The sequence below is a fragment of the Rhodoferax sp. genome (assembly GCF_014859475.1).
Lineage (GTDB): Bacteria > Pseudomonadota > Gammaproteobacteria > Burkholderiales > Burkholderiaceae_C > Rhodoferax.
In genome coordinates this window covers 1-7,224 of the sequence record NZ_JACUUE010000126.1, presented here as the reverse complement: position 1 = coordinate 7,224, position 7,224 = coordinate 1, and the positions used below count along the sequence as shown (strand labels likewise).

The following is a 7,224-nucleotide window of genomic DNA, read 5'->3' as shown; positions in this document are numbered from 1 at the left end:
CGATCCATGACTTCCGGGGTCATGGATTGCGTCACTGCGTTCGCAATGACGGGGGATGGTTCGCAATGACGGTCACTTTCTCAATGACGGGGCTGTTCATGGAAAGTCCAGAGCGCCATGATCTTGATGGCGTGGAAGCTCAAGTGCCGCCTTTTTGTTCGGCCAGCACCACGGTGCAGGCGCCGCAGTCGCCCTCGTTGCAGCCCTCCTTGGTGGCGCTGTGGCCAAGGTCTTCGCGCAGCAGTTGCAGCAATGTGCGGGTGGGCGGCACGTTTGGCAGCGTGACGATCTCGCCGTGCCAGACAAATTGCAGAATGGGTGCGTTCATGAAGGTACTCACAAGCGAAAGGTGAGGGGGATGGTCATGGGCATAGAGCAAATGGCGATTCTTGTTCTGACCGCCTGGCTTCATCCGGGCTACCGGATGGTACTGATCTTGCTGCACTTATTTCTGGGGAGGCCAGCTCTGGGCCGCACCAAAATCCAGATTCCAAGGCATTTTGCTGGTAAAAACGACACCTCATTTAATCGACAATTCCGTTCATGACCACGCCCCGTCTTCAACTCACAGGCATCACCAAACGCTACCCCGGCGTGGTCGCCAACAGCGACGTGAGTCTGACGGTGATGCCCGGTGAGACCCACGCGGTGCTTGGTGAAAACGGCGCTGGCAAATCGACCCTGATGAAAATCATCTTTGGTGCGGTCAAGCCCGATGCCGGCGAGGTGCGCATCAACGGCCAAGTCATGCAGATCCGCAACCCCAAGGACGCGCGTGCCAACGGCATCAGCATGGTGTTTCAGCATTTCAATTTGTTCGACACCCTGACCGTGGCAGAAAACGTCTGGCTTGGGCTGGCGCGCAGTTCGCTCGATCAGGTCACCGCCAGCATCGTGGCCAAGGCCAACGAATACGGGCTCGACATCGACCCGGCGCGCCCGGTGCACACCCTGAGTGTGGGCGAGATGCAGCGCGTTGAAATCATCCGCGCCCTGCTGACGCGCCCCGAGTTGCTCATTTTGGACGAGCCCACCTCGGTGCTGACGCCACAGGCCGTTGAAAAGCTCTTTGTGGTGTTGAAAAAACTGGCCAGTGAGGGCTGCAGCATTTTGTACATCAGCCACAAACTGCATGAAATTCGCGAGCTGTGCAACGCCTGCACGGTGCTGCGCGCCGGCAAGGTGACCGGTGTCTGCAACCCCTCCGCGGAGTCCAATGCTTCCTTGTCACGCCTGATGATCGGTGCCGAACCGCCGCAGCTGCAGCACCGCCCGCAGCAGGCTGGCGCCGTGGTGCTGGACGTGAAGGGGCTCAGCCTGGCGCGTGAGGACCAGTTCGGCGTGGACCTTGAAGGGATTGATTTGCAGGTGCGCGCCGGTGAGGTGGTGGGCATTGCCGGTGTCTCCGGTAATGGCCAAAAGGAACTGATGGTTGCCTTGTCGGGCGAAGACTGCCGCGCACCCAAGGGCAGCATTCATATGGGCGACACCGATGTCTCAAGGCTGCATCCGGGTGAGCGCCGCAAGCTGGGCCTGCACTTTGTGCCCGAAGAGCGGCTTGGCCGCGGCGCGGTGCCCACCCTGAGCCTGGCGCATAACCTTTTGTTGACGCGCACCGGTTCCATTTCCTTGCCGAAGTTTGCCGGTGGCTGGATCAAGCTGGGTGCGCTCGAGCAGCACGCCGCGCAACTCATCCAGACCTTCAACGTCAAGGCCGGTGGCCCGCGCGCGCTGGCGCGTTCGCTCTCGGGTGGCAATCTGCAGAAATTCATTGTCGGCCGCGAGATCGATGCCCGGCCCAAACTGTTCATCGTCTCACAGCCGACCTGGGGCGTGGATGTGGGTGCGGCGGCACAAATCCGGGGCGAAATCCTGGCGCTGCGCGATGCCGGTTGCGCGGTGCTGGTGGTCAGCGAAGAGCTCGAGGAATTGTTCGAGCTGAGCGACCGGCTGCACGTGATTGCCAAGGGTCAGTTGTCGCCCCCGGTGCCGGTCGCCGAGGCCACGGTCGAAAAAATCGGCGAATGGATGAGCGGCCTGTGGGATGCCGAAGTGCAGCAGCATCTGGCCGAATTCGAGGTGTTTGCCGCCAACGAGGCCGCCAGCCTGCCAAGAGGTTTGCATGCTCAAGCTTGAAGCACGCGCCGAGCCCTCCAGGGCATGGACCTATGCCTCGCCGCTGCTGGCGCTGCTGGTCACGGTGCTGATCGGTGCGCTGATGTTCGCGGCGTTGGGCAAGGATCCGCTCAAGGGCCTGGAGATGTTTTTCTGGCTGCCCATCCACAACGCCTATGCGCTGGGTGAACTGCTGGTCAAGGCCACGCCGCTGTTGATCATCGCACTCGGTCTGGCAGTGTGTTTTCGCTCAAACGTGTGGAATATCGGCGCTGAAGGCCAGTACATCATCGGCGCCGTTTTTGCCGGTGGCATTGCCTTGATGGCCAATGCTGACAGCAGCCGCTGGATCGTGCTGCCCATTCTGCTGGCCGGGGTGCTGGGCGGCATGTTTTGGGCCAGCATCACGGCGCTGTTGCGTGAGCGCTTTCATGCCAACGAGATTCTGGTGAGCCTGATGCTGGTCTATGTGGCGGTGCAAGTGCTCAGCTACCTCGTGGGCGGGCCTTGGAAAGACCCGATGGGCTTCAACTTTCCGCAAAGCAAGACCTTTGAGGCAGTGACCCGCATCCCGCGCCTGTTCGAGGGCTCGCGGGTGAGCATCGGCGCGCTGCTGGCGCTGCTCAGCGTGGCCGGGCTGTGGGTGTTTTTGTTTCGCACGCGCGCTGGTCTGGCCCTGCAGGTGGGCGGGCTGGCGCCGGCGGCGGCACGCTACGCCGGCTTTTCGTCGCGCAAGGCGCTGTGGACGGCGCTGCTGCTGTCGGGCGGGGCGGCGGGGCTGGCTGGTGCGCTCGAAGTGGCCGGCCCCATCGGCCAGCTCACGCCCTATGTGCCGGCGGGTTACGGTTTTGCCGCCATCATCGTGGCGTTTGTCGGTCGCCTGCACCCGGTCGGCATGGTGTTCTCAGCTATTCTGATGAGCATGTTCTACATTGGTGGTGAGCTGGCGCAGTCGCGCCTCGGGCTCACCAAGTCGCTCACTGGGGTGTTTCAGGGCTTGCTGCTGTTCAGTCTGCTGGCTTGCGACACGCTGGTCAATTACCGTCTGAAGTGGGGCAAGTGATGGAATCCTATGCCTTGCTGCTGGCCGCCACGCTTAACGCGGGCACGGTGCTGGCCATTGCATCGCTGGGTCTGCTGATCAACGAAAAAGTGGGCATCGTCAACCTGGGCGCCGAGGGCATGATGCTGTGCGCCGCCATCGCCGGCTTTGCCACCGTGGTCACCACCGGAAGCGACATCATGGGGTTTGCGGCGGGCATGGCCGTGGGCGCGGGTCTGGCGGCCGTGTTTGGCGTGCTGGTGATCTGGCTCAACACCAACCAGTACGCCACCGGCCTGGCCCTCACGCTGTTTGGCACCGGTTTTTCAGCCTTTGTCGGCACCGGCTTTGTGCAGGCCAGAATTCCCGAGCGCGCCAGTTTCGCCATTCCCTATCTGTCAGATATTCCCTGGTTTGGCCCGGCCCTGTTTCGTCACCATCCGCTGGTCTATTTCACGGTGTTGCTGGCGCTGGCGCTGATCTGGTTCATGTACCGCACCCGCAATGGCCTGGTGCTGCGCAGCGTGGGTGAAAGCCCGGAGTCGGCCCATGCGCTGGGTTACCCGGTGCGCCAGATCCGGCTGCTGGCCGTGGTGGCGGGCGGCGCGCTGTGCGGCTTGGCCGGGGCTTATCTGGCCATCGTTTACACGCCGCTTTGGGTCGAGGGCATGGTCGCCGGCAAGGGCTGGATTGCGCTGGCGCTCACCACCTTTGCCACCTGGCGCCCGGCCCGCGTGCTGTTGGGCGCCTATCTGTTTGGTGGCGTCACCATGCTGCAGTTTCACCTGCAGGGCATCGGCGTCGATGTGCCGCCGCAGTTCTTGAGCATGTTGCCCTATGTGGCCACTATTCTTGTGCTGGCGCTGATCTCGCGCAACCCGCAGTGGATTCGCATCAACATGCCCACCAGCCTGGGCAAGCCGTTCTACCCCGGCGCCTGATCTTTCAGGTTCATAATTCCATCTTTCTCGCTATTCAACCCGTCCCTTGATAAGGAAAGTACATGACTGATCTGCAAAAACGTTCGCTGCTCAAAGCAGCTGCTCTTACCGCCGTGGCCGCCGCTGCGCTGGTGGGTTGTGGCAAGAAGGAAGAGCCCGCGCCGGCACCGGCACCCGCGCCGGTGGCTGCTGCGCCAGAGGCCAAGCCCGAGCCTTTGAAAATTGCCTTTGCCTATGTCGGCCCGGTGGGCGACGGCGGCTGGACGTTTGCCCACGACAACGCCCGCAAGGCGCTGGAAGCAGAATTTGGCGACAGGGTGGTCACGTCTTTTGTCGAAAACGTGCCCGAGTCGGCCGACGCCGAGCGTGTGCTGCGCGACATGGCCGGGCAGGGCAATCAGCTCATTTTTGGCACCACCTTCGGCTACATGGAGCCCATGCTCAAAGTGGCTGCTGACAACGCCGGCGTCAAGTTCGAGCATGCCACTGGTTACAAGCAGGCCGACAACATGCGCACCTACGACAGCCGCACCTATGAAGGCGCGTACATGGCCGGTGTGATCGCCGGTGCCATGACCCAAACCAACACGCTGGGCGTGGTGGGTTCGATCCCGATCCCCGAGGTGGTGCGCAACATCAACGCCTTCACGCTCGGCGCGCAAAGCAGCAACCCGAAGGTTACAACCAAAGTGGTGTGGGTGAACGGCTGGTTTGACCCACCCAAAGAAACCGAAGCCGCCACCAGCCTGATCAACGGTGGCGCCGACGTGCTGTTCCAGAACACCGACTCCCCGGCTGTGCTCAAGACCGCCGAGGCCAAGGGCAAGCGCGCCTTTGGCTGGGACTCCGACATGACCGCCTATGGTCCCAAAGCCCATTTGGCATCGGCCGTGATCAACTGGGGCCCGTACTACATCAAGGCCACCAAGGAAGCGCTGGACGGCAGCTGGAAAGCTGGCGCGGGCGTTCACTCCTGGTGGGGCGTGAAGGAAGGCGCGATCGACATCGTCTCGATGGCTGAAGACGTGCCCGCCGAAACCAAGGCCAAGGTCGAAGAGGTCAAGAGCGGCCTGGCAGACGGCAGCTTCGCCATCTGGAAAGGCCCCATTCTGGATAACACCGGCAAGGTGCAGGTGGCCGATGGCGCCGTGGCCGACGACCAGTTTCTGGGCGGCTTGAACTTTTACGTCAAGGGTGTTGAGGGCAAGGTGCCGGGCGCCAAGTAGCCAGTGCAGCAGTTCTTGCGCTTGATCAGTGTTTTTTGTCTTGGGTGGGAGCACACTGCTGTGATCAGAGATGAGGGTCACAATCATGGTCAATCGTCAAATCGTGCACCTTGAAGGGGTTGAAAGCGCCAGCCTGGCACCCTTTGAAGCGGCCATTCGCGCCATCAACAAGCAGGTTGATCCTTTCGGCATCCTGTCTTCACAGATCAATGCCCAGGTGGCACTGATGCTGCACCCGCAGGAGTTCGTCAAGGCTGTTGACGACATTTCTTCCGACTTGGTTGCCTTGCATGACCATGCTGTGCGCCGTCTGCTCGGCATGCCTACGCATGAAGTGTTTGAGCAAAATCCTGAAGATGCCCGTTTTGCCGACCCGATCTGGACCGAGTCGGCTATCTGGGACATCTACAAAGAGTGGTACCTGACGTTTTCCAACCGCCTGCAAAAAATCTGTCTGGAAACGCCGGGTTTGTCGGGCCACGCACGCCGTCAGGCGGCTTTTTGGCAGCGCAACTGGCTCAACAAGGTGTCGCCCACCAATTTTTTCTGGCTCAATCCGCAGGCCATGGCCCGCGCCGTCGAGACCAAAGGGGCGAGCCTGCAGGCGGGGTGGAATAATTTTTTACGCGATGCAGCGGCCAAAAACATTCAGATGGTCGAGCCGGATGCCTTTGCCGTTGGCAAGGATTTGGCCACCACGCCGGGCAAGGTGATTTTTCGCAACCGGTTGGTGGAGCTGATCCACTACGCGCCCACCACCAAGCAGGTGCGCGCCATGCCCATTCTGATCGTCACGCCCTGGATCAACAAGTTTTACATTCTTGACCTGACGGCGCAAAAGAGCATGGTCAAACACCTGACTGACCAGGGTTTTTCGGTCTTTATCAGCAGCTGGAAAAACCCGACCGCCGACATGCGCGACGTTCGTTTTGACGATTACCTGCAGGAGGGCATCAACGAACTGGTCAATGCCACCACCGAATTCTGCAAGGTGCCGCAGGTGCACCTGGTGGGCTATTGCATTGGTGGCACGCTGGCGGCCACCTATATGGCCTGGGCCAACAAGCGCTATGGTGCAGACCAAATGCCGGTGGCGCACTGGACGCTGTTGACTTCGCTGACCGATTTTTCCCATCCCGGTGAAATAGAAGTGTTCATCGACGAGGCCTGCATCAGCGCGCTGGAGGAATTGATGGCCAAGAAGGGCTACCTGGACGGCTCCGAGATGGCGAGCTCGTTCCGCCTGTTGCGCTCCAACAGCCTGATCTGGCATTACTGGGTCAAGAGCTATTTGATGGGCGAAAAACTGCCACCGTTTGATGTGCTGTTCTGGAACACCGACACCACGCGCATGCCGCAAGCCATGCATTCGTATTACCTGCGCGAGATGTACCTGCACAACAATCTGGTCAAGCGCGACCAGCTCAGCATTGGCGGCGAGCCGATCGACCTGAACCGCATCACCCAGCCGCTGTATGCCGTGACCGCCGAAGAAGACCATATTGCGCCCTGGCAGCAGTGCTACCTGATCCGCCGCGACATTAATCCCGAAACGCCGGTGCGCTTTGTGCGGTCCACCTCGGGGCACATTCTGGGCATCGTCAACCCGCCGGTCAATCCGCCCAAGCGCAGCTACTGGGTGGCCGAGCCCGAGGCCAACGACGACCATGAGCGCTGGTTTGCCCAAGCCGAGAAAAAGCCCGGTAGCTGGTGGCCTGACTGGACCGCGTGGCTGCATGCGCGCACAGGCGACATGGTGAGCGCCTATGCCACCACCAGCCGTAAATTCCCGGCGTTGGCGGATGCGCCGGGCACCTATGTGCTTGAGAAATAGCAAGCGAGGTTAGAGCCGCCCCCGTTGGAGCGGCGCCATGTGGGAGGGATCGGCGCCCTGTGGGAG

The 7,224-nt window shown here is 61.2% G+C and carries 5 protein-coding genes and 1 pseudogene; 5 read left to right on the top strand and 1 reads right to left on the bottom strand.

Annotation, left to right across the window (positions count from 1 at the left end; all coding sequences use genetic code 11):
• Positions 1–145 precede the first annotated feature (145 nt).
• Positions 146–328 (bottom strand): annotated as a pseudogene (locus IBX54_RS10675) (2Fe-2S iron-sulfur cluster-binding protein); the annotation flags it as partial.
• A 215-nt stretch (positions 329–543) separates the two neighbouring features.
• Between IBX54_RS10675 and IBX54_RS10670 the strand changes: the two are divergent.
• The 5 genes from IBX54_RS10670 (at position 544) to IBX54_RS10650 (ending at position 7,158) form a co-directional block, all read left to right on the top strand.
• Positions 544–2,136, top strand: coding sequence for an ABC transporter ATP-binding protein (locus tag IBX54_RS10670; protein WP_296542638.1), 1,593 nt, complete (start codon positions 544–546; stop codon positions 2,134–2,136).
• The gene (locus IBX54_RS10665) at positions 2,123–3,178 is read left to right on the top strand and encodes an ABC transporter permease (protein WP_296542637.1); all 1,056 of its coding nucleotides are present in this window, start codon (positions 2,123–2,125) and stop codon (positions 3,176–3,178) included. Before IBX54_RS10670 ends, IBX54_RS10665 begins: the two co-directional genes overlap by 14 nt.
• Positions 3,178–4,098, top strand: coding sequence for an ABC transporter permease (locus IBX54_RS10660; protein ID WP_296542636.1), 921 nt, complete (start codon positions 3,178–3,180; stop codon positions 4,096–4,098). The genes IBX54_RS10665 and IBX54_RS10660 overlap by 1 nt, the downstream gene beginning before the upstream one ends.
• 62 nt (positions 4,099–4,160) lie before the next feature.
• A complete protein-coding gene (locus IBX54_RS10655; protein WP_296542635.1) occupies positions 4,161–5,324 on the top strand; it encodes a BMP family ABC transporter substrate-binding protein in 1,164 nt (387 codons plus the stop codon).
• 85 nt (positions 5,325–5,409) lie between these two features.
• Complete coding sequence (locus IBX54_RS10650; protein WP_296542634.1) at positions 5,410–7,158, top strand: alpha/beta fold hydrolase; 1,749 nt, start codon at positions 5,410–5,412, stop codon at positions 7,156–7,158.
• Positions 7,159–7,224 lie beyond the last annotated feature (66 nt).